The organism is Kribbella alba, from assembly GCF_039529635.1.
In the GTDB taxonomy this organism is placed as follows: Bacteria; Actinomycetota; Actinomycetes; order Propionibacteriales; family Kribbellaceae; genus Kribbella; species Kribbella alba.
This window is the reverse complement of record NZ_BAAANE010000006.1, coordinates 1-20,572: the sequence shown is the minus strand read 5'-3', so window position 1 is coordinate 20,572 and position 20,572 is coordinate 1. Positions and strand designations below refer to the sequence as shown.

Annotated in this window: 20 protein-coding genes and 1 riboswitch; of the genes, 9 read left to right on the top strand and 11 right to left on the bottom strand. The window is 68.8% G+C overall.

Features of this window, described 5'->3' with window-relative positions:
• Positions 1 to 21 precede the first annotated feature (21 nt).
• From ABD210_RS17070 to ABD210_RS17020, 11 genes are all read right to left on the bottom strand, one after another.
• Entirely contained in the window at positions 22 to 1,098 is a 1,077-nt protein-coding gene (locus tag ABD210_RS17070; RefSeq protein ID WP_344112533.1) for a substrate-binding domain-containing protein, read from the bottom strand.
• Positions 1,099 to 1,201: 103 nt separating this feature from the next.
• On the bottom strand, positions 1,202 to 2,392 hold the full coding sequence (locus ABD210_RS17065) for an ROK family transcriptional regulator (protein WP_344112532.1): 1,191 nt from the start codon (positions 2,390 to 2,392) through the stop codon (positions 1,202 to 1,204).
• 206 nt (positions 2,393 to 2,598) lie between these two features.
• Positions 2,599 to 3,534, bottom strand: coding sequence for an adenosylcobinamide-GDP ribazoletransferase (locus ABD210_RS17060; RefSeq protein WP_344112531.1), 936 nt, complete (start codon positions 3,532 to 3,534; stop codon positions 2,599 to 2,601).
• A 196-nt stretch (positions 3,535 to 3,730) separates the two neighbouring features.
• The gene (locus tag ABD210_RS17055) at positions 3,731 to 4,468 is read right to left on the bottom strand and encodes a bifunctional adenosylcobinamide kinase/adenosylcobinamide-phosphate guanylyltransferase (protein WP_344112530.1); all 738 of its coding nucleotides are present in this window, start codon (positions 4,466 to 4,468) and stop codon (positions 3,731 to 3,733) included.
• A complete protein-coding gene (locus ABD210_RS17050; RefSeq protein WP_344112529.1) occupies positions 4,461 to 5,273 on the bottom strand; it encodes an ECF transporter S component in 813 nt (270 codons plus the stop codon). Before ABD210_RS17050 ends, ABD210_RS17055 begins: the two co-directional genes overlap by 8 nt.
• Positions 5,270 to 6,880 carry an ABC transporter ATP-binding protein gene (locus ABD210_RS17045; protein WP_344112528.1) on the bottom strand — a complete coding sequence of 537 codons (1,611 nt, stop codon included), beginning with the start codon at positions 6,878 to 6,880 and terminating at the stop codon, positions 5,270 to 5,272. Before ABD210_RS17045 ends, ABD210_RS17050 begins: the two co-directional genes overlap by 4 nt.
• Positions 6,877 to 7,974: a CbiQ family ECF transporter T component gene (locus ABD210_RS17040; protein WP_344112526.1), complete on the bottom strand. Its 1,098-nt coding sequence runs from the start codon at positions 7,972 to 7,974 to the stop codon at positions 6,877 to 6,879. Before ABD210_RS17040 ends, ABD210_RS17045 begins: the two co-directional genes overlap by 4 nt.
• Entirely contained in the window at positions 7,975 to 8,709 is a 735-nt protein-coding gene (locus ABD210_RS17035; protein WP_344112525.1) for an SCO2322 family protein, read from the bottom strand.
• 341 nt (positions 8,710 to 9,050) lie between these two features.
• Positions 9,051 to 9,260 carry a hypothetical protein gene (locus ABD210_RS17030; protein WP_344112524.1) on the bottom strand — a complete coding sequence of 70 codons (210 nt, stop codon included), beginning with the start codon at positions 9,258 to 9,260 and terminating at the stop codon, positions 9,051 to 9,053.
• Positions 9,257 to 10,270, bottom strand: a complete 1,014-nt coding sequence (locus tag ABD210_RS17025) for an aldo/keto reductase family protein (protein ID WP_344112523.1) — start codon at positions 10,268 to 10,270, stop codon at positions 9,257 to 9,259. The genes ABD210_RS17030 and ABD210_RS17025 overlap by 4 nt, the downstream gene beginning before the upstream one ends.
• Before the next feature lie 734 nt (positions 10,271 to 11,004).
• The gene (locus ABD210_RS17020) at positions 11,005 to 11,595 is read right to left on the bottom strand and encodes a DUF3043 domain-containing protein (protein WP_344112522.1); all 591 of its coding nucleotides are present in this window, start codon (positions 11,593 to 11,595) and stop codon (positions 11,005 to 11,007) included.
• A gap of 159 nt (positions 11,596 to 11,754) precedes the next feature.
• On the opposite strand from ABD210_RS17020, the gene ABD210_RS17015 reads away from it, so the two are divergent.
• The 9 genes from ABD210_RS17015 to ABD210_RS16975 all read left to right on the top strand — a co-directional run bounded on the left by ABD210_RS17015 (position 11,755) and on the right by ABD210_RS16975 (position 20,496).
• Complete coding sequence (locus tag ABD210_RS17015) at positions 11,755 to 12,564, top strand: PspA/IM30 family protein (RefSeq protein WP_344112521.1); 810 nt, start codon at positions 11,755 to 11,757, stop codon at positions 12,562 to 12,564.
• Entirely contained in the window at positions 12,561 to 12,836 is a 276-nt protein-coding gene (pspAA, locus tag ABD210_RS17010; RefSeq protein WP_344112520.1) for a PspA-associated protein PspAA, read from the top strand. Before ABD210_RS17015 ends, pspAA begins: the two co-directional genes overlap by 4 nt.
• 214 nt (positions 12,837 to 13,050) lie before the next feature.
• Positions 13,051 to 14,562: a sugar transferase gene (locus ABD210_RS17005; RefSeq protein WP_344112518.1), complete on the top strand. Its 1,512-nt coding sequence runs from the start codon at positions 13,051 to 13,053 to the stop codon at positions 14,560 to 14,562.
• Between the two features lie 80 nt (positions 14,563 to 14,642).
• The gene (locus ABD210_RS17000) at positions 14,643 to 15,407 is read left to right on the top strand and encodes a 3'(2'),5'-bisphosphate nucleotidase CysQ (RefSeq protein WP_344112517.1); all 765 of its coding nucleotides are present in this window, start codon (positions 14,643 to 14,645) and stop codon (positions 15,405 to 15,407) included.
• Positions 15,404 to 16,309, top strand: coding sequence for a sulfate adenylyltransferase subunit CysD (gene cysD, locus ABD210_RS16995; protein ID WP_344112516.1), 906 nt, complete (start codon positions 15,404 to 15,406; stop codon positions 16,307 to 16,309). Before ABD210_RS17000 ends, cysD begins: the two co-directional genes overlap by 4 nt.
• Positions 16,310 to 16,318: 9 nt before the next feature.
• Complete coding sequence (gene cysN, locus ABD210_RS16990) at positions 16,319 to 17,563, top strand: sulfate adenylyltransferase subunit CysN (protein WP_344112797.1); 1,245 nt, start codon at positions 16,319 to 16,321, stop codon at positions 17,561 to 17,563.
• Positions 17,560 to 18,057 (top strand): PssD/Cps14F family polysaccharide biosynthesis glycosyltransferase, encoded by a 498-nt coding sequence (gene pssD, locus ABD210_RS16985; RefSeq protein ID WP_344112515.1) that lies wholly within the window; start codon positions 17,560 to 17,562, stop codon positions 18,055 to 18,057. Before cysN ends, pssD begins: the two co-directional genes overlap by 4 nt.
• Positions 18,054 to 18,608 (top strand): glycosyltransferase, encoded by a 555-nt coding sequence (locus ABD210_RS16980; RefSeq protein ID WP_344112514.1) that lies wholly within the window; start codon positions 18,054 to 18,056, stop codon positions 18,606 to 18,608. Before pssD ends, ABD210_RS16980 begins: the two co-directional genes overlap by 4 nt.
• Positions 18,609 to 18,991: 383 nt before the next feature.
• A riboswitch (cyclic di-AMP (ydaO/yuaA leader) is annotated at positions 18,992 to 19,156 on the top strand.
• A gap of 5 nt (positions 19,157 to 19,161) precedes the next feature.
• Positions 19,162 to 20,496, top strand: a complete 1,335-nt coding sequence (locus ABD210_RS16975; protein WP_344112513.1) for a glycoside hydrolase family 26 protein — start codon at positions 19,162 to 19,164, stop codon at positions 20,494 to 20,496.
• Positions 20,497 to 20,572 lie beyond the last annotated feature (76 nt).

The following is a 20,572-nucleotide window of genomic DNA, read 5'->3' as shown; positions in this document are numbered from 1 at the left end:
GGGGTGCGACGGGTCAGGGCTTTACTTGAGGCCGGCGGCTGCGCAGGCGGCCGCGAATGACGCGGTGCAGATGTCCGACACCTTGTAGATTCCGTCCTTGACCACAGTGTCGTTGATGTTGGCCTTGGTGACGGCGATCGGGTCGAGAATTGTCGACGGCACGCCCTTGACGTCGCTGGTCGAGTCGGCCTTGCCACCGCCGGCGAGGGCCACGGCAGCCTTGGCGGCGGCCTCGGCCTGCGGCTTGACGGCCTTGTAGATGGTCATCGTCTGGTCGCCGGCGACGATCCGCTGGATCGCGGCGAGCTCGGAGTCCTGACCGGTGATCGGCGGCAGCGGCTTCACGCCACCACCCTTGAGGGCCGCGATGGCGCCACCGGCAGTGCCGTCGTTGGCGGCGTAGACGCCGACGAGGCCGTTCTTGATCGCGCTCAGCTGACCTTCCATCCAGTCCTGGGCCTTGTTCGGGCTCCAGTCCGGGGTGTCGAACTCGGCGGCGACCTTGAAGCCGCTGCTGTCGATGACGCTGTGCGCGCCCTTCTTGAAGTCGGCCGCGTTCGGGTCGGTCGGCGCGCCGTTGATCATGGCAAGGTTGCCGGAGGTCTTGCCGGCCGCCTTCAGGGTGTCGACCAGAGTCTGCGCCTGCAGCTTGCCGACGGCCTCGTTCTCGAACGAGACGTAGTAGTTCGCGCCCTCGATGAACCGGTCGTAGGCGATGACCGGCACGTTCTGAGCCTTGGCGGAGGCTACGACGGCGGCGGCGGCCTTGCCGTCGACCGGGTCGAGCACGAGCACGTTGGCGCCCTGGGTCAGCGCGGCCTCAGCCTGCTGCTGCTGCTTGTCGGCGAGCTGGTCGGCGTTGCTGTAGAGCAGCTCACAGTCCGCACACGCGGCCTTGAGCGCCGCGGTGAACAGCGGCCGGTCCAGCGCCTCGTACCGGGCCGTCTTCGACTCGGGGAGCAGCAGGGCGATCTTCTTGCCGCCGGAGCCGCTGCCGGCCGAGTTGGAATTGTCGCCCGACCCGCAGGCCACCAGGGACAGGGCAAGGGCCGACACCGCGATGCCGAGGCCGACGAGACGGGTTGGTGAGACGGACATAGTGCAACTCCTTGACGTGAGGGCCCGAGTAGGCCTGTCCAGAGTCAAGGTCACAACCAGCCTTGGCGTCAAGACTTGAATTCAAGAAATAGACATAAAGCGGTTACGTGTTCGTCACGACCGTTGCCGAGGTCCGCGAATGGCTGAGAATCGACGCCAACTCAAGGGCACCGAGCACATCCGCTTCGTCACCGAGTTCAGCCGGCCGTAACTCGACCGTCGCGGCAGCACTGGGGATCGCACACCGGTCCAGAGCCTCGCGGAGCGGCACCATGACCAGGTCGCCGGCCTCGGCCATCTTGCCTCCGACAACGATCGCTTCCGGGTTGAAGAGATTCACCAGGCCCGCGACCGCGACCCCGACCCGGCGCCCCGCGTCCTCGATCACCCGTCGGCAACCGAGGTCGCCCGCCAGCGCGCGGGTGACGACATCCCGCAGGCGCAGCGGCCCGTGGGATGCGGCCAGGCTGCTGAGCAACGCGCGGGAACCGACGAACGTGTCCAGGCAGCCGCGGTTGCCGCAGCGGCAGATCGGCCCGTTCTCGTCGATGGTGAGGTGCCCGATCTCGCCCGCGGTCCCGGCCGAGCCGCGGAACACCTCGCCGCCGAGCACGATGCCCGCGCCCACGCCGTACGAGAACTTGATGTAGCAACCGTGCTGTACGCCGCGGAGCGCGCCGGCGCGGAGCTCGCCCAGGGCGGCGAGATTCGCGGTGTTGTCGAGGGCGACGGGTGCGCGCAGATGGGCGCCCATCGCCTCGGCGACGTTGACCCCGCGCCAGCCGGGCAGCACTGCGTCCGAACCCGCTTCGCCGCTGACGGAATCGACCGGCGCGGGGAGTCCGAACCCGATCGCGCCGATGTCTTCGACACCCGAGCCGACGGTCTCCGCGAGGTCGGCGAGCAGACGGGCGGCCCGCTCCATCCCGTCGTCGGCGATATGGTCGGCCTGCAGCGGCATCAGTTGCTGGGCAAGGATCTCGCGGCGTTCGGACGCGATCGCCACCCGGACGTCGCGCTCACCGAAGGCGACTCCGGCCAGCAGCCCGCCACCTGAAGCCAAGGAGACGAGGACTGCTCGACGGCCGTTCCGGATGCTGCGGGACAGTCCGACCATGCCGGCCTGGTCCAGCTCGCGCACCATGTTCGACACCGTGGCGGCGGACAGGCCGGACGCGGCAGCGATCTCGACCTGCGTGAGCGGGCCATGCTGCCGGACAACCCCGAGGACACGCTCCCGGTTGGCTTCGCGGAGCGAAGTCTGCGAACCAGGCGCAGGGCGGGTTGCGTTCATTACATAAAGATAACGGATAACGAGGCTTTCGTTGTCTCCCCGCCTGGCCCGACCTCGAACATGATCGCCATGTGTCCTCGCCGTTACGCCTGGTCCTGCCCCCCCGCAGGCCCGACAGACCCTGTTGCACCCCCGGCGGCCGCAGCCCCAGGCGGCCGCAGACCTCACCCCCCGCTCGCCGTCCCCTCGCCGCCACGGCTGTCGGGCTAGGTGGTGAGGGCGAGGGTGAGGAGGGCTGCGGGGAGCGCAAGTTCTACGGCGGCGCCTAGGACGTCGCCGGTGATGCCTCCGAGGGCTTTCCGCGCGCGGCGAACGACCAGGACACCGACCGCCACGGCAACCAGGACGGCGAGGCCGGCGCCGAGGAGTTGGAGGGCGTTCACGTCAGTCGTCGCCGGCGTGCCTTCCACACCCACCCAGATACCGCCGCCGCTGGTCGGCGCCGAGCCGCGGAGGCCTTCGCCGTACACCCCGCTGATGCCTTCGCCGTACATCCTGCTGATGCCTCCGTCGCTGGTCAGCAGTTGGCCGCGCGTCGTGGGCGCGGCGAGTAATGCGAAGGCGACGGCGCAAAGGACGGTTGCCGCGGTGATGATGGCGGCGACCGCTGGGCGGACGGTGGAGGCGACCATCGCGCCGAGGCCGTCGGGTCTGGCTGAGGGGACGCTGGTGCGGCAGGACCAGGGCAGCGTGAGGCGGCTGGCGACGGCGGCGATGAGGATCGCCTGCCAGCCGAAGCCGGCTTGCGCGCAGGTCGTCAGGGCGGCGACGTCGACGAGTAGTACGCCGGCGATCGAGGCGACGCCGAACGGGCCGATGTCGCTCTGCTTCATGATCCGCAGCATGGTCTCGCGATCACGCCGGCTGCCGAGCCCGTCCGCGGTATCGGCCAGCCCATCCAGATGCAGCGCACCCGACAGCGCCATCAACACCACCACGCCGAGCACGGCTGCCAGCAGAGGCGCTTCCGGCTTGAGCGCGCCCACCCCAGCGACCACTGCCGCCGAGATCCCGCCCAGCAGCAACCCGACCACGGGCGCGAACCCCATCGCCTGCCCCGCCACTCGCCGGTCGATCTTCCCAGGCATCGGTGCGGGCAACACCGACAACGTCCCAACCGCCAGCTTCACCCCGTCCCTCATCCGCGAACCCCCGCCCGTCCGCTGCGACCTAATGGCGAGCCAGCCGGACATCCAGCGCTCACCAACCGGCCCAACCGGCTCTCCGCTCGACTGATTCCCGCGGCAAGAACGGCAGACCAGCGCCCGCGAAGCTGCAAGGTGAGTGTTGGAGGTCCGCCAGCTGCTGAGGCGGCGCTCTGGCTGCGTATCCGTGGGGTCATAGGGGGATGGTTCGGCCGGCGACGGTTAGGAGGACGGCGTCGGAGCGGTGGGAGATCGAGGTATTGACGCGGCCCATCAGGTCTCGGAAGAGGCGGGTGCCTGCGTCCGCGGGGACTACGCCGGCGCCGACCTCGTTGCTGACGGCAACTACCGTGCGTGGCGTGGCGGACCAGGCGGTGGCGAGGTCGCCGATGTGTCTCTCCACGGCGGTCACCCGGTCGACATCCTCCCAGACATTGCAAGCATCCATGGTCCGGGCGAGCCAGAGGGTCAGGCAGTCGATCAGCAGTGGGGGACCAGCGGACTGCAGCAGCGGTACCAGGTCGATCGTCTCCGCCAGCCCCCAGCTCCGAGGACGACGCGCCTGATGCCGAGCAATTCGCTCAGCCCACTCGGGGTCGGCCGACCCATCACCACCAGTCGCGACGTACAGCGTGTCCGGGTGGTCGGCCAGCAACCGCTCGGCCTCGGTCGACTTGCCGGACCGAGCCCCGCCGAGGATGAGCGTGCGCTGAGCAACAACAACAACAGCAGCAGGAGCAGCGACAGCAGCAGGAGCAGGAGCAGTCCACGACAGCTGCTCTCCATCAGGCGTCCGCACGTCGTACCGCAGCCCGCTCGGCGTCCGCAGGGTCGAAACCACGTATCCCTCCACACCAACGTTGCCGTCGGCGCCCAGGTGGAGCACCCCGTCCACTACCGCCCCGCCCGGACCGGTGACCAGTTCAGCCATCCGCGCGGCTCCCTTCCTCGAACACCACCGGTACGTCGAATGCGGCCTTCCTCGCGGTACGCCGGAACGCGTTCAGGATCGGCCGTCCGAGCAGCAGCACCAGTACTGCGCACAGCACGCCGCGCGGGATGTCCCAGCCCAGCGAGGTGGCGATCACGAACAGCAGATAGCGGTGCAGGTTCTCCGCCAGCGAGTCGCCGGGGATGAACGAGAAGTCGCTGCCGAACGTCGCGTACGGCCAGAACCACAGGTTCATCACCAAGCCGTAGAGCACGCCGGCCACCAGCGAGTAGGCAGCCAGCAGCAGAAGTTCCAGCCGACCACCAACCCGAGGCAGTAGCCCGGCAAGGCATCCCACCCAGGCGCAGGCGAACATCTGGAACGGCATCCAGGGCCCGACCCCACCACTGACCAGTGCACCCGCCAGCAGCGACACCGCCCCCAGTACGAACCCGAAGCCCGCCCCGAAGGCACGCCCCGCCAAGATCAGCAGGAAGAACCCGGGCTCGAGCCCCGCAGTACCAGGGCCGAGTGCGCGCAGGGCAGCGCCTACAGCAGCGAGCATGCCGAGCAGGGAGATCACCTTGGCGTCGATGCCGGACTCGGACAGCTCGGCCAGCACCACCGCAACCAGGAGCGGCAGCAGGAGGACGAACAACCAGGGCGCGTCCGTGGTGTGGCCGATGGCTGATTGGCCGGCCTGCGAGGTCTGCCAGATCAGCGGCCAGCCGAAGGCGAGCAAGCCGACCAGCGACGCCAGCAGCAGAGTCGCAGTACTGCGGGGCCTGAGCTCGACGAGTCTCATGACGCGCGTCCCAAGGCAGTGGCGACTTCCCCGACGGTCAGGAAGGGCAGCGGGGCAAGGATCTTCGCCACCTGCGGAGCGAAGGCAGGGGAACCGGCTATGACGGTCGCTGTCTCGCCATCGCTCACCAGTTCGCCTTCTGCCAGCACCAGAACCCGGGTGGCCACTTCGGCGACCATCTCGACGTCGTGGGTCGACAGAACCACGGCATGCCCGGCCGCGGCGAGTTCCCGCAGGATCGCGACCAGCCGGCGCTTGGCGCCGTAGTCCAGCCCGCGCGTAGGTTCGTCGAGCAACAAGAGCGGGGGAGCGCCGCACAGTACGACCGCCAGCGCGAGACAGAGCCGCTGTCCCTCAGACAGGTCGCGCGGGTGCAGCTCGTCGTCGACGTCGGGCGCAAGCCGTTCCAGCAGCGCTCGACAGCTTCCAGCAGGCACCCGGAAGTCGCCGTCAGCTGCAGCACACTCCTCAGCCACAGTGGCGGCATACAGGAGATCGGCGGGCTCTTGCGGGACCAGGCCGACGGCTTTGACCAACTGCGACGGCTTGGTACGACGTGGGTCCGCGCCGGCCGCGGTGGCGCTTCCAGAGCGCGGCGTGACGAGTCCGACGAGGGCATTGAGCAAGGTGGACTTGCCGGCGCCGTTTCGGCCCATCAGCGCGACAACCTCGCCGGCCCTGATGCTCAACGACACCCCGCGCAACGCAGGGACGTTGCCGTAGGCCACGACGAGGTCGTCGCAGCGCGCAAGCTCGCGGCCCTCCATAGCAACCCGCGGCGGCGGCGCCAAGTCGGTCAGGCGACTCCGCAGTGCCACAGCAGCGCGCCGGGCGTCCCGGACGGACAACGGCAGCGGCGACCACCCAGCAAGCCGGCCCAGCTCCACCACGGGCGGCGCAACCGGTGCAGTGACCATCAGGTCGACCGGCAGCCCGGTGGAGACCGCAGCGGAACCGCCCGGCACCTCGATCACCCGGTCGGCGTACTGGATGACTCGCTCGAGCCGGTGCTCGGCCATCACCACAGTGACGCCTAGATCGTGGACCAACCGCTGCAGCGCCGCCAGAACCTCTTCAGCTGCCTGCGGGTCCAGCGCCGAAGTGGGCTCGTCCAGGACCAGCACTGCCGGGTGCGACGTAAGCGCGGCGCCGATGGCGGTCCGCTGTCGCTGGCCGCCCGAGAGCGAGGTCAGCGCCCGGTCCCGTACGTCGGCCAGCCCAAGCAGGTCGAGTGTCTCCTCGACCCTGCGGCGCATCACGTCCGGCGCGACCCCGAGCGATTCCATGCTGTAGGCGAGCTCGTCCTCGACCGTGTCGGTGACGAATCCCGCCATCGGGTCCTGCCCGACGATGCCGACCACATCGACCAGATCACGCGGCCGGTACTCCCGGGTGTCGCGGCCGCTCACCAGGACCCGGCCGGCCAGGGTTCCGCCGGTGAAGTGCGGCACGAGCCCGTTGATGGTCCGCAGCAAGGTTGACTTGCCGGAGCCGGTCCGGCCGATCACCAACGCCAGCTCACCTTCCGGGACGGTGAAGCTGACCTCGCGCAACGCGGGCTCGGAGGCGCCGTCGTAGGTGACCGTGACCCGGTCGAACTCGATCATGCCGGCACCAGCTCACGTCGCCGGGTCAGTGGAGGCGCTGCGACGGCAGGTGCGAGGCCGATCAGCAAACCGAGCACCGGGAGCACGGGGACTGTCGGAACCACTAGCGGACCGGCAAGCACCAGTCCTTCAACACCGCGAGCTGCGGCCACGATCATGGTCGCTGCGGCCACCGCGCCCGACAAGGTGACGAGCCACTCGGGCAAGGCCCATGGATCCGGCCGATAGCGCGACCGCGTCACCCGCTGGCGGCCGACAGCCATGGCCCCGGTGGCCAGGAGCAGACCGACTACCAGAGCTGCGCCGGCTACGGGGATGGCCATGGCGTCAGTGAGCAGGGAGTAGACGCCCAGGGCGATTCCAAGGAGGCCCAGCAGGACGGAGGCGCCGGTGATCCTGCGCTGGCGCCGCGGCACGTGCGCAGTACGGCCGTAGCCGCGGGAGTCCATAGCGGCGGCCAGCTCTACCGATCTGTCGAGAGCCCCCTCGAGCACGGGCATGGCCGTAGTACGGAAGGAGCCGTGTGTGCGGCCGCGGAGCCGCCGGGCCGCACGGATCCGCCTGGAGTCGGTGACCAACTGCGGCGCGAAGGTCAGGGCGACCACGCACGCCACACCCATCTCGTAGAGCGCCCCGGGCAGCGACTTGAGCAACCTCCGTGGGCTGGCCAACGCATTGGCCGCGCCGATGCAGCACAGCATCACCGCGAGCTGCAGGCCGTCGTACAAGGCGGTGATGAGGGCCTCGGCGGTCACCTCGCCGCCGAGTTTCACGCCGTTCGCCCAGTCAGGCAAGGGGATCTCCGGCAGGGTGAACAGCACGGTGTTGCCCTGGGAGCGGGTCGACAGCAGAGCCTGCAGGACCACCCGGAGGCCGATGACGACCAGGCCGAGCTTCAGGAACGCCACGTAGCTGTTGGCCCACGGCGCATCGCTGCGGCGTGCTGCGACGACGAAGCCCGCCACTACCAGGATCAGCACCAGCAGGACGGGGTTACGCGTCCGGCTGGCAGCTACAGCGAGCCCAAGCGCCCACAACCACCAGGCCCCCGGGTGCAAGGCCCGGGGGAGTGAGAGTTGGTGGACAGCGCGCACCTACTGGCCCGCGCGGCGACGGCGGCTGATGAAGAACCCGCCGCCGGCCAGGAGCAGCACAAGCACGCCCAGGCCGATGATGCCGCCCCAGGGAGCGCCGCCGCTGGTCGAAGAGCTGTTTGACGCCGGTGCTTGGTTGGCCGGGCCTGCGGTCGGCGACGGCGTGGTTGCCGAACCCACGGCTGCGCCGATCTGCAGCTGCACGGGCTCATCGGTCGCCGGCACCTTGATGTTCTTCACCGGATCGCCGCAGCCCGTGGCCGGGTAGCCGGCGATGCCACAGGTCAGGCCCTTCTCGATCCGGACCGGGCTGACCGCGGCCAGAACCTTCGCGCCGCTCGCCTTGACGTCGGTGACCACGCAGGTGCCGCTGGCCGCCGGGGGAGCCTGACCAGTCGACGAGTCAGCCGGGGTGCCCGGGTCGATCACCACGGCGACCCGCTTCTTGCCCGACTCCGCCGGAGTCGGGCCGCAGATCGCGGTGAAGTCGCCGGCCGCGCGAGGCACCCGGGGCTTGGCGCCGCCCACGGCGTACCGCCAACCCTCGACCGAGCCGTCCGCCGGCACTACGGCATCCGAGCCCGTTTGGGCAAAGGCCCACTTGCCGCCGGTCCACTGGTAGTAGCCCCAGAAGCGGTAGCCGTCCTCGGCCTGGGCGGTGGTGGCGACGGTCCCCGCCAGCAGGAGACCCGCCAGCAGGCTGAGGACCAGTCGAACGGTCCGGTGTGCAGTCATCTCTGTGTCCTCGGTCAGGCCGGGGCCGGTGGAGTGAAGTCACCCGCCGGGCACGCTCGGGGACGGCTCCACCCGCGGACCTCGGCGGGTAGCTGAGCCTTTCTGCCTGTGCCGCAGTGGTCCGGCTCGCCATGGTTGCCCATGGCCCACGGTTGCGGGTCAGCGCCGGCTTCGGACCGGCTTCCCTGCAGCACAGGAGTTGGTTCGTGCCGCAGCTTACCGCTCGGGCCCGGACATGCCTGAGCCCGTACGACGACGTGCGGCAGGGCACAGGTCGTGGTACGGGCTCGTGGCCGTACTGATCGCAGTCGGGCGACTCCGGTCGGCGCTGCTCCTGGGCGCTACTCCGCGGCGCGGAGGCTCATCGGACCGTAGACCTCTCGGCCGTCCTCTATCAGGTACACCTGGCCCACGCCCTTGTCGGCGAGGTCGCGCCAGCTCTCACCCAGCCAGCTCTCCGCGTCGCCCTGGGCCGAGAACTCCTGACCCGTCAGCTCACCTGGGTCGGCCGACGCGCCCTCGGCGGTCTCGAACCGCCAGGTCCAGCTCACGAGCCCGGCCGGGTCTGCGGCGAGTTCTGCGCGGTCTTGGCCGGGTCGCGCTCGACGATGCTGCCGAGGGTCTCGTCGATTCGCTTCAGCAGGCTGTCCTCGAGCTTCACGCCGGCCGCCTTGACGTTCTCGGTGACCTGCTCGGGCCGGGAGGCGCCGATGATGGCCGAGGAGACGTTCTGGTTCTGCAGCACCCAAGCGATCGCGAGCTGGGACATGCTCAGCCCGGCCTCGTCCGCGATCGGCTGCAGCGCCTGCACGCGGGTCAGCACGTCATCGGTGAGGAACCGGCTGATCATGTTCGCGCCGCCCTTGGTGTCGGTCGCGCGCGATCCCTCCGGCGGCTGCTGGCCCGGCTTGTACTTCCCGGTGAGAACGCCCTGCGCGATCGGGGAGAACACGACCTGCCCGATGCCGAGCTCCTCCGAGGCCGGTACCACCTCGGCCTCGATGACCCGCCAGAGCATGCTGTACTGCGGCTGGTTCGACACGAGCGGGATCCGTAGCTCACGAGCGAGCCGGTGACCCTCCTGCAACTGCTCGGCGGTCCACTCCGACGTCCCGATGTAGAGCGCCTTACCCTGCCGGACGACGTCGGCGAACGCCTCCATCGTCTCCTCGAGCGGCGTCTCCGTGTCGTACCGGTGCGCCTGGTAGACGTCCACGTAGTCCGTCTTCAGTCGCTTGAGCGACCCGTTGATCGACTCGTGGATGTGCTTGCGCGACAGCCCGACGTCGTTCGGTCCGCCCGGCCCGGTCGGCCAGTACACCTTGGTCAGGATCTCCACCGACTCCCGCCGAACGCCCTCCAGCGCCTCACCAAGCACCACCTCGGCCTTGGTGTTCGCGTAGACGTCAGCCGTGTCGAACGTGGTGATCCCGGCGTCCAGCGCCGCCTTCACACAGGCCTTGGCCTGCTCGTTCTCCACCTGCGATCCATGGGTCAGCCAGTTCCCGTAGGAGATCTCACTGACCTTCAATCCACTGTTCCCGAGATACCGAAAGTCCATGACCCCGACCCTACTTCCCCCCACCCCCACACACCCCGCCCCGGCCCGCCGTCTCCTCCGCCGGTACACCGCGACCCGGTTGCTCCGCCGCCCGGTTGCCCCGCCGCAACGCCGCCCGCTTGCTCCGCCGCGCCGGGACCCGGTTGCTCCGCCGCGCCGCGACCCGGTTGCTCCGCCGCCCGCTTGCTCCGCCGCGCCGCGACCCGGTTGCTCCGCCGCCCGCTTGCTCCGCCGCGCCGCGACCCGGTTGCTCCGCCGCGCCGCGACCCGGTCGGCCCCACCTTGACGCCGCGCGGTAGCTCCGCCGCGGGCGGGTGTTCCGCCGGAAGGCCGGATTTGGGCCAGGTGTGGGGGGCGCGGACATCAAAGCGGGACCTCGGACATGAAATAAGGTGTCCGCGGTCCCCATTAGGTGTCCGCGGTCCCCAGAACTGGTCGCCCATACGCTCCTGCACCGCGCATCCGCCCGTACCGCGGATCCGCCCCGCACCGCGGATCCGCCCTGGACCGCGGATCCGCCCTGCACCGCGCATCCGCCCCGCACCGCGCATCCGCCCCGCACCGCGGATCCGTCCCCCGTCCCTTGGGGTGTGGGTCTGGCGCGGCCGGTCGGTCTGAGGGGCTGGCCTGCGACCTGAGGGGTTGCCTCACGAGAAACTGAGGGGGCAACCCGCGCTTTGAGGGGTCAACCCCTCAGCGTGGTGCCCGGCTGAAACGCGCGGGCGGCGTCCGGGCTAGACCTTGGGCTTCTCGCCGCGGGCGACCATGGGCTTGGGGAGGCGCCAGCGGCGCATCTGCATCGTGCGGCGGACGGCGTAGAAGCCGATGCCCTTGGTCGACTCGTTCGGGTACTTCCTGGCTACGGCTCGCTTCAGGCCCGTCGACAGGAGGAACCAGTCGGCCGCGATCGCCACGATCATCAGCAGGAAGAGCAGGTTCACCAGGCCGGGGAGCCAGGAGTAGGCGGTGGAGAAGACCACGCCCAGTAGCGAGACGACCAGCAGCACCGGCAGGGCGAACTCCATCACCGACCAGCGGGCGTCCACATAGTCCCGGGCGAAGCGGCGGACCGGGCCCTTGTCGGCGGCCGGTAGGTACCGGTCGTCACCGGTCTTCATCGCCTCCTGCATCTTGCCGCGCTCGATCCGGACCTTCTCGCGCCGGTACGCCGCGGCCTCCTTGCGGTTCCGCGGCTTCTTCAGCGAGGCCTTGCGGGCTGCCTCAGCCTCCCGCCGGGTCGGAGTCGGACGACCCTTGCCACCCGGCTTGGCCGGGGTGGTGGCCTCGGTTTGTTGCGATGTCTCAGACTTGGTACGACGGAACACGGGGACTGAACCTCATTCGGGACTGGACTCGGGGTGGTCCCCGGACATGACCACCACTTTATCCGGGCCGGTCCCGATGGTGTGGTGACCTATCGGGACATAGGGTGGTTGACACGCACGCCGGGTCCACTCTCCGGCACAGAAGGGGAACGGATATCGATGAGCATCTTCAGGCGGATGTCGACGATCTTCAAGGCCAAGGCCAACACGGCCCTGGACAAGGCTGAGGATCCTCGCGAAACCCTTGACTACTCTTACCAGAAGCAGCTCGAGCTGCTGCAGAAGGTGCGGCGTGGCGTGGCTGACGTGGCAACCAGCCGGAAGCGGGTGGAACTGCAGGCCTCGCAGCTGCAGTCGCAGTCGCAGAAGCTGCAGGACCAGGCCCAGAAGGCGCTGTCGATGGGCCGGGAGGACCTCGCGCGTGAGGCCCTGACCCGCAAGTCCGGGCTCCAGGGCCAGATCGACGACCTGACCGCCCAGCACGCCCAGCTGCAGGGCGAGGAGGAGAAGCTCACCCTCGCGTCGCAGCGACTGCAGGCCAAGGTGGAGTCGTTCCGGACCCGCAAGGAGACGATCAAGGCGACCTACACCGCCGCCGAGGCGCAGACCCGGATCAACGAGGCCTTCTCCGGCATCTCCGAGGAGATGAGCGACGTCGGCCTCGCGGTCCAGCGTGCGGAGGACAAGACCCAGCAGATGCAGGCCCGGGCCGGCGCGATCGACGAGCTGCTCGCCTCCGGAGCGCTCGACGACGCCTCCGGCAGCAGCAAGGACAGCATCACCCTCGAGCTCGAGCGGATGTCGTCCAACTCCGACGTCGAAGACGAGCTGGCCGCGATGAAGGCCCAGATCGGCGGCACCGAGGCCCCCAAGCAGATCGCCCAGGACGCGCCTGGTTCGACCCAGCCGGTCCAGCAGCCGACCCAGCAGGCAGAGCCGGTTCGACCGCAGGACGGAGACGCACGATGATCGTCCGGATCATGGGTGAGGGTCAGTACAGACTGCCCGATGACAAGCTCGACCAGCTGAACGCGGTCGACAGCGATCTGGAGAAGGCCGTCTCCGCCGGGGACGAAGAAGCATTCCGTACTGCGTTCGGCGCGCTGCTGGAGTTCGTCCGCAGCGGTGACCGGGTGCCGGACGACGAACTGCACGACTCCGACGCGATCCTGCCCCCAGGTGACAGCACGCTCGCGGAGATGCGCGAACTGATCAGCGGCGATGGCCTGATCGCGGGCTGAAACCGAGCATCGTGGGCCGGCCCGTGAGGGCCGGCCCATTGCCATTCTGCGTTGTCCACAACACCCCCGAGTTGCTGCTGTCGCAGGGCGCTACGTCGTAGTACTCTCTGTTGAACTGCCGCCGACGGGGTGGCGAACATGCGGCAAACTGCACCGGGGGAAGAAGGGTGCGGTTCTCACCGGGGGGTGACTGCGGGTGACGGAAAATTCCGTCATGGGGGAGAACATGTCGGATGTGGATTCGATGGAGCCGACTGCTCCTGATGTGCTTGATCGACGTCGACCGGTCTGGGTGGTCCCGGACACGGTTCCTGCGATCGTGCCGAGATCTGCCTGGGTGACGGAACCCCCTTGGGTCGCCGTCTACCGCTGGGCCGCGATCGGTGGCGACCTGCTCGCCGCGGTGATCGGGGCCTCGGTGGCGTTGCTGACCAGGTTCGGTTACACCGTCGGCGGCGGCTACCTGATCTTCGGGAGTCTGTTGCCGCTGGCCTGGGTGGCCGCCGTTGCGCTGGCCCGTGGCTACGAGGCGCGGGGGTTCGGCGCGGGCGCCGACGAGTTTCGTTCCATTCTTCGGTCGGGCGTCGGGCTGACCGCCGTCGTCGCCGTCGCGTCGTACGCGACGAAGAGCGAGATCGCCCGCGGGTTCGTTGTGCTGGCGATCCCCGCGACGGTCGTGATGGCCCTGCTGCTGCGTTACTTCCTGCGGCGTGACCTGAGCCGCCACCGCTACCGCGGCCGTTGCATGCGGCGTGTTTTGGTTGTCGGACGCAACGGTGAGGCCGCGACCTTGAGCGAGCGGCTGGAGAAGCGTCCCGCCGACGGGTACCGGGTGGTCGCGGTCTGCCGTCCCCGCGGCGACGGACCTGGCGTATCGCCGGCGGACGCCCTGGACGAGGCCGACATCATGGCGGCCGTCAACCGGCACTCGGTCGACGTCGTGGCGGTTGCCTCGGACCCCGATCTCGCCGGCCAGTCGCTGCGACGGTTGTCCTGGGCACTCGAGCAGCACGGCGTCGAGTTGATCGTCTCGCCGGGCATCATCGAGGTCGCCGGTCCGCGGATCTCGATCCGGCCAGTCGCCGGGTTGTCGCTGCTGCATCTGGAGCGACCGTCGGCCAGTGCGGGACCGCACCTGCTGAAGAGCATCTTCGACCGGGTGGCTGCGTTCTGCCTGCTGACGCTCGTGTTGCCGCTGCTGGTCGGCATCGCCTTGGCAGTCAAGCTGGGCAGCCGTGGACCCGTGCTGTTCAAGCAGCGGCGCGTCGGCCGGGGAAACTCGACGTTCACGATGCTGAAGTTCCGGACCATGGTCGTCGACGCGGAGGACCGGCTGGCCGCGCTGGCCGAGCAGAGCGAGGGCAACACCGTGCTGTTCAAGCTCCGCGTGGATCCGCGCGTCACCAAGGTGGGCACCTTCCTGCGCCGCTACTCGATGGACGAGCTGCCGCAGCTGATCAACGTACTCCGGGGCGAGATGTCGCTCGTCGGTCCACGGCCGCCGCTCGAGCAGGAGGTCGCCAGGTACGCCGCCGACGACACCCGGCGGATGCTGGTCAAGCCCGGGCTGACCGGGCTGTGGCAGGTGAGTGGCCGCAGTGACCTGTCCTGGGACGACTCGGTCCTGCTCGACCTGCGCTACGTGGACAACTGGTCGATGACGCTGGATCTGCTGATCCTGTGGAAGACCTTGAGAGCAGTACTGAAAGGCTCCGGCGCTTACTAGCACCAGCGCGCCGTGCAGCTTGGGGGTGAGCTCGGTGGTGAACTTCGCCTCGAGTCACGGGGAAATGATGAGGGGACTGCATGGCGACCCGAGGAGACGGCGAACTAGCCGTGGAACTAGCCACGGCCGCGGGGGAACTGCTGCTCGAGCTGCGCGCAACCGCGCTGTCCGGGCGGGAGCTGGGGGCCCGCGGTGACGAGCTGGCCAACGAGCTGCTGATCGGCGGGCTGCGGGAACGCCGGCCCGGCGACGCAGTACTGAGCGAGGAGTCCGCCGACACCGTGGAGAGGTTGTCCGCCCAGCGGGTCTGGATCCTCGACCCGCTGGACGGCACCCGGGAGTACTGCGAGCCGGAACGCTCCGACTGGGCCGTCCACGTCGCCCTCTGGGAGGACGGGTTGCTCGCGGCCGGCGCGGTTGCGCTACCGGCGCAGTTGATGGTGCACGACACCAACGATCCACGGCTGTTGCCGCCACGTCCGGACGGTCCGCTGCGGATCGCCGTCAGTCGGAGCCGCCCACCCGCGCTGGTCCAGCAGTTGGCCTTCGAGCTCGGAGCCGAGCTGGTCCCGATGGGATCCGCCGGCGTCAAGGCGACCGCCGTACTGCGGGGCGAAGTGGACGCCTACGTCCATGCCGGAGGTCAGTACGAATGGGACTCCGCGGCACCTGTCGCGGTGTGCCGAGCGGCCGGGTTGTTCTGCAGCCGGATCGACGGTTCACCTTTGCTGTACAACCAGCCCGACCCGAAGTTGCCGGACCTGGTTGTGTGCCGGCCGGAGATCTCTGCCAAGCTGCTGGCTTCGATTGCCATCCAGCTGTCCCCGGAAGCGAGGGTCTCGTGAGTCGCAACTACCAGTTGAGTCAGCTGGAGACGCTCGAGTCCGAAGCGATCTACATCTTCCGCGAGGTGGCCGCCGAGTTCGAGCGTCCTGTGCTGCTGTTCTCCGGCGGCAAGGACTCGATCGTGATGCTGCGGCTCGCGCAGAAGGCGTTCCACCCGGCCCGGGTCCCGTTCTCGGTGATGCACGTAGACACCGGGCACAACTTTCCGGAGGTACTGGAGTTCCGCGACCGCCGGGTGGCCGAGGTCGGCGTACAGCTGGTGGTCGCGAGCGTGCAGGAGGCGCTGGACCGCGGGTTCGTCCACGCGCCGCCGGACGGCACCCGCAACCGGATCCAGACGCCGGTCCTGCTGGAGGCGCTGGACAAGCACCAGTTCACCGCGGTGTTCGGCGGTGCCCGGCGGGACGAGGACAAGGCCCGGGCCAAGGAGCGGGTCTTCTCGTTCCGCGACGAGTTCGGCCAGTGGGACCCCAAGAACCAGCGGCCCGAGCTGTGGAACCTGTACAACGGCCGGATCCACCTGGGCGAGAGCATCCGGGTCTTCCCGCTGTCGAACTGGACCGAGCTCGACATCTGGCAGTACATCGCGCAGGAGCAGCTCGAGCTGCCGTCGATCTACTACGCGCACGAGCGGACCGTCTTCGACCGCAACGGGATGCTGTTCGCGGCGAACGAGTTCTGCCCGCCGCGCCCGGGCGAGGAGACCTTCACCGCGTCAGTCAGGTACCGGACGGTCGGCGACGCCTCGCTGACGGCCGCGGTCCGGTCGGACGCGGACACCGTCGAGAAGGTCATCGACGAGGTGGCCAGCACGCGGATCACCGAGCGCGGCGCGACCCGCGGTGACGACAAGTTCAGCGAGGCCGCGATGGAAGACCGCAAGCGCGAAGGGTATTTCTGAGAAGTGGACATCCTGAGGCTGGCCACGGCCGGTTCCGTCGACGACGGCAAGAGCACCCTGATCGGCAGGCTGCTGTACGACACGAAATCGGTGTTCACCGACCAGATCGAGTCGGTGGAGCGGGCCAGCCGCGACCGGGGCGACGACTACGTCAACCTGGCCCTGCTGACCGACGGCCTGCGGGCCGAGCGCGAGCAGGGGATCACGATCGACGTGGCCTACCGCTACTTCGCCACCCCGCGCCGCAAGTTCATCGTCGCCGACACCCCCGGACACATCCAGTACACCCGCAACATGGTCACCGGTGCGTCCACCGCAGACCTCGCGCTGATCCTCGTGGACGCCCGCAAGGGTCTGCTCGAGCAGAGCCGCCGGCACGCCTTCCTCGCCACCCTGCTGCACGTCCCGCACCTGTTGCTGTGTGTCAACAAGATGGACCTGGTCGACTACTCCGAGGACGTCTTCTCCCGGATCCGGGCCGACTTCGCCCAGTTCGCCACCAAGCTCGACGTCGGGGACCTGACGGTCATCCCGGTGTCGGCGCTCGTCGGCGACAACATCGTCAGCCGGTCCGCGGCGATGAAATGGTACGAGGGGCCGAGCCTGCTGCACCACCTGGAGAACGTGCACGTTGCCAGCGACCGCAACCTGATCGACGTCCGCTTCCCGGTCCAGTACGTGATCCGCCCGCAGTCCGACCAGCACCGCGACTATCGCGGGTACGCCGGTCAGGTGGCCGGCGGGGTGCTGAAGGCCGGGGACGAGGTGATGGTGCTGCCGTCCGGGTTCACCACCACGATCGCCTCGATCGAGACCGCCGACGGTCCGGTCGAGGAGGCGTTCCCGTCGATGTCGGTGACGATCCGGCTGACCGACGAGCTCGACGTGTCCCGCGGTGACATGATCTGCCGCGTGCACAACGCACCGAGCGTCACTCAGGACGTCGACGCGATGGTCTGCTGGATGGACGACGTGCCGATGCGGCCGGGCCAGAAGTTCGCCATCAAGCACACCACCCGGTCCGCCCGGGCGATGGTGAAGGATCTGCGGTACCGCCTGGACGTCAACTCGCTGCACCGCGACATGGCGGCCGATCACCTCGGCCTGAACGACATCGGCCGGGTCCGACTGCGCACCACCCAGCCGCTGCTGTGCGACGAGTACAGGCGCAACCGCTCCACGGGTGGGTTCGTGCTGATCGACGAGGCCACGAACCGCACCGTCGGTGCCGGCATGGTGAACGAGACGCGATGACGTCGATCCAGTCCGCGGCGATCGACGACGACCTGGCGGCGTCGATCCGGGTGCTGATGGTCTGCTCCAGCGGCGGCCACCTGGCCCAGCTGATGACGCTGAAGCCCTGGTGGTCCCGGCGTGACGTCGCCTGGGTGACCTTCCCGACCGAGGACGGGAAGTCCCTGCTGGCGGACGAACGCACCTACTTCGCGTACTACCCGACCACCCGCAACCTCAAGAACCTGGTCCGCAACTCGCTACTCTCGGTCCGGGTGCTGCTCAAGGAACGACCTGACGTGATCGTGACGACCGGGGCCGGGGTCGCCCTGCCGTTCTTCGTGCTCGGCAAGCTGGCCCGGATCCCGACCGTCTACATCGAGGTCTTCGACCGGATCGACCACGCCACCCTGACCGCCCGGCTGTGCCGCCCGTTCACCTCCCGGATGCTGGTCCAGTGGGAGGAACAGAAGGACCTGTACGCGGGGTCGACCGTGGTCGGGAGGCTGCTGTGAACCAACTCGACGTCCTCGTCATCCTTGGTACCGACCACCATCATTTCGACCGGCTGGTGAGCTGGCTCGACGACTACCTCGAGCAGCCTGGCAACGAGTCGCTGACAGCCCTGGTCCAGCTCGGCGCGACCGCGCCACCCCGCCGCGCAAAGGGCGTCGGCATCGTCGCGTACGACGAGCTGCAGCGGCTGATGCGGCAGGCCAAGGCCGTGGTGACCCATGGCGGACCGGCGACCATGTTCGAGGTACGACGCCAGGGCCGCAAGCCCGTGGTGGTTCCCCGGGACCCCGCGCTGGACGAGCACGTGGACCAGCACCAGCAGGAGTTCTCCCGCCGGATGGGGGCTCTGGGCCTGGTCACCCTGTGCGAGGAGCGGGGCGCCTTCCTGGATGCCCTGGGCGCCGTTCTGAAGGACCCGGAAGCCCATGCCGTGTCCGACGAGGAGAACCGTCGTGACGCAGCGCAAGTGGCCGCCGCGGTCGCGATCACGGGCAGCGTCGTCGACGGACTGGCGGTCCGCCGGGCCCGGCGCCGGCGCGATTCCCGCTGAATCATTCGCTTGAAAATAGCCGCGGTATTTGTCAGAACCAGCGGGAAATCAAGCGTTTCGTGCCATTCGGCCGGGGCTCAGGTGGCACCGCCGTTGAGTAAAGAGTTCGTTCAATAATCTGGCCGGCTTCACATCGAATTACTGCGCAGGGTGTGCGGATACGCACAATTCTTCGACGGTACGTGACGATGCGGCTCGTTATCGAGCCGTAATGTTACTCTCCGCATTCCTGTCACGGAAAGTGTCGATCCGGCTGCATTCCGATGCCTTGAGCACTCAGCGCGATTCGCCATAAGCTCACCGCGCCTGGCTCGGCTGGGGACGAGACCAGGCGCCACCAGCATCGCCGACTCGCAACGCCGAGCTCCGCCCTCCGGGTCGACGATCAACTACCACCCGGCATCAGAGGGCGGAAGTGGGGGACCCACAGGTTCCCGGGCCGACCGAGAAATCGGGGAGCCCTTTGGGGCGAAGCCGCAGAACCGCGGCCGGGTAATACTTCCGACCCGAGCCCGACAGCTAACCTCACAGGCGTGCAGGAAGGACTGCCCCCATGCGGGATGAGTTTTCCCGTAGGCACGCACGCCATCGTGCTGCCGTTCCCTCCGACGTACTGAATGAACCGGCTGCCAGAGCGGGCCGCAGGGCCGTCGTCCCGATCATCGCCGGGATCTCGCTCCTTCTCGGCACCACCGGACTGGGTGTGGCGGCGCTGAAGCCGGAGAAGACCCCTGAGCCCGTCCAGCTGTCGGCCAGCGCCGACGACGGCAACCCACAGCTGACCAACCCGCAGCCGACCAAGCCGCAGCCGACCAAGCCCACCGCTACCCCCACGGTCGCACCGACGAAGCCCACGCCGACTGCGACCAAGCCCACCCGGACACCGACGTCCACCCCGAAGCCGACCAGCACTCCGACGTCTACCCCCACGACAGGTCCGGGCTGCTCGGTCTCGGCGCTCCTGGTGCCTTCCTGTGGCGCCTGGTTCGGCGTGGCGGCGAACCCGCTGGGCAGCGAGTCGTGGGACCAGGCCCTGCCGGCCTTCGAAAGCACCATCGGCCGCACGGTCGACATCGCGCACTACTACAACTCGAGCCCGAAGCTGTTCCCGACCGCGGACATGATCAGGCGGGCTCGTGAACCCGGCAAGAAGCGGATGCTGCTGCTGAACTGGAAGCCGGAGATGGGCCGCACCTGGGCCCAGGTCGCCGCCGGTGACCCGACCGTGGACGCCGCGATCGACGCCGAAGCGAAGTACCTGAAGTCCACCTTCCCGGAGAAGTTCTTCCTGGGCATCCACCACGAGCCGGAAGACGAGGTCAAGCCGACCGCCGGGTCGGGGATGACGGCGAAGGACTACAAGGCGATGTACCGGCACGTGGCCCTGCGGCTCAAGGCCGACGGCGTGACCAACGCGGTCTTCGTGATGAACTACATGGGGACCCCGCACTGGGGCTCGCAGTCCTGGTTCAACGACCTGTACCCCGGTGACGACGTGGTCGACTGGATCGCGGAGGATCCGTACATCTTCGGCAACTCCCCGATCTGGTGGACCGACTTCGCCTCGTCGGTCGACCGCAAGGACACCTACACCAACCCGACCTGGCCCGGCTTCTACACCTGGGCGACCACCAAGCACCCAGGCAAGCCGATCATGCTCGGTGAGTGGGGCGTCAACGAGCAGGCGGCCTTCTCCAGGACGAAGGCCGACCTGCTGCGCACCGTGGACGAGGGGCTGGCCAAGCGCCCGGCGATCAAGGCGTTGGTCTACTGGAACGAGACCAGGTTCGACCCGGTCGGGGAGACCCGGCTGGACTCGTCCGGCGCGGCCAAGGCCGCGGCCCAGGACATCCTCGGCAACGGCCCGCTGTTGCGCAGGCTCAACTGATATGTAGGGACCTCTTGTCAATAGGCAGGTTGAGGCGCCCGTCCCGGAGTGTGTTCGGGGTGGGCGCCTCGTGGCT